This is a genomic window from Candidatus Hydrogenedens sp. (assembly GCA_035378955.1).
In the GTDB taxonomy this organism is placed as follows: domain Bacteria; phylum Hydrogenedentota; class Hydrogenedentia; order Hydrogenedentales; family Hydrogenedentaceae; genus Hydrogenedens.
In genome coordinates, this window is record DAOSUS010000145.1 from 1 (window position 1) to 2113 (window position 2113).

Consider the following 2113-nt stretch of genomic DNA (forward strand, 5'->3'; position numbering starts at 1 on the left):
GACCGAGGATAAATGCGAATGGGGCAACGCATAGCAGGATGCCTATTCCCATTGGGTATCTTTCCCTGCGTCTATAATTCCACCTCAACCCCAGCACAATCACCATCAACACCGCTAAAAAATTGAAGAAGTCATATAACTGGAATGGAAAATCCCCTATTTTCAGTATAGGAAACATAGATTAGCCTCTTTTAAGTTTTTTAAAAGGGAAATAGTTTCTTTTCTGGCTCTTTGTAGCATCTACATCCCCCAACCCAGATAGCGGCGAGTTAGAAACATGAGTATTAATGTGAATGCAATACACCCTCCTACAAATATTACCCCCGTATACCTGCGATACCATGGGAATCGGGATTGTTTTTCTGTTTCTTCCAGAGTTTCTTCAGGTGGTTTTACCGGGCTAATAAATGTATTCTCATCTATCGGCTCGTTTACTCTTAAACTATTTTCATGAACTAATATGCGGGAATGACAAAATATAAAAGGAGTGTTATTCATAGGTAGAGTTCGGGCTATATACTCTGCACGAGATATTTTTCCTTGTTCTTTTTCTTGAAAAATCTGTTCAAACTTATTTTCTTCCTCTTTTTTTATTTCTGTTTTATAACTTATTTGCTCTACTTCTAAAGGAATTTTTAATTGGGGATGGAATCTTGAAAAATTCCATTCTCTATTTACAAACTCATAAGAATCGCAAGTTATTGTTTGCCCTAAAATATTCTCTGCTATTGGTCTTTCTTCAGAATTAAGAATAAAATATAGTTTGCTTACACTTCTGCATTTTATAATTCTGTCTTCATTGTCTATCCAGAAATCGTATTGATAAATATTTTTGTCTTCAAGTTGTGCTTCATGCCAGAGTATCTTATATCCTCCTTCTTCTTTGTAATTGTATTTACCATCTGTTTTTAAAAAATCAGAGAATGTTACGGGTATATCACCAATTTCTTCTCCACCTGATTCTTTAAATACATAAATAATACCTCCTTTACCCCAGAGGATTCTAGGATCCTTATATTGTAACACGAAAGGAGTCATTCCTACTATTCCTTGTGGAAAAGGGATAGTATTAGTTTCTTCTCCTTTGGAGAAAAGTTGATATCTTGTATATTTCCCTTTATAAAAATATTCATAGGTAGAGGCAAAATCATAATAAGTAAGAGATTTTTTCTCCTGTTGACCGTATATTTTTTGAATGCGATTATATAAGAATTCTTCTAAAATATTTTTAGGTTTATCCGTTTCTAATCGACTTATTTCTGATAATTCTTGTTTTATGTTAGATATTGTTACATCTTTAACGGGTTGAGTAATTATCAAGAGATAATTGTCTCCCGAGTAAATAAAATCTAACTGAAAAGTTCCATTCGTTCCACCCGGATAATTTTCCTCTATTACAGAAGTATAAGTTAACTTTACCGTTTGGATACGATTTTCTAATTCTTCACAAAGTTGAATAGTTCGTTTTACTTCTGGATGTTCTCTCGATACCTCACACGAAAATTCAGTATATGCTGAGCAACAAAGGTAAAATGATAAAACCAATAATCCATATGACTTTATTATTGTTTTCTCCACGAAAAACACCCTTTTAGTTTTATTTCAGTAATAATTTCTTATGAAGAAGGAAGGTAATTATCTACAGTTCCTACAATTTTATATTTGCAACCATTGTATACAGTAGCACAACCCAATTGGTTAGTTTGGTAGCATTTACTTTCATCTTTATCTAATTGACCTTTATAACATGTACCACAATTAGGAAACTCGCAACCATATTCTGAGTCTGAGCACCCTGTTGGAGTATGTGTGCAATCTTTTTCGGAACAAGGTTTCCCATCATTACAACCTCCTACAACAGTTCCAGAACATACTTGGTATTGATTTCGTGCACAGAAATATACCACTTCACTTCTTCTACAGACACATGTTGGTCCTTCTTGAGCACAATCAGGATTATATGGACCTGATGGTGGGGTAAAATCTGTCTTAGGACAATCTTTATTAATACAATCAAAGCCGGATGTGTTATCTTTTTGTGACATAGCGTAGACATGGGATTGGATAAAAATGGCCGTGATGCCACTGAACAAAAGCAGGATAAAAATCAGGG

General features: G+C 34.2%; 2 protein-coding genes. Both read right to left on the minus strand.

The features are described from left to right. Positions 1–240: 240 nt before the first annotated feature. Entirely contained in the window at positions 241–1578 is a 1338-nt protein-coding gene (locus PLA12_14710; GenBank protein HOQ33741.1) for a hypothetical protein, read from the minus strand. Between the two features lie 38 nt (positions 1579–1616). Then, a partial coding sequence (locus tag PLA12_14715) for a hypothetical protein (protein ID HOQ33742.1) occupies positions 1617–2113 on the minus strand: 497 nt, incomplete at its 5' end.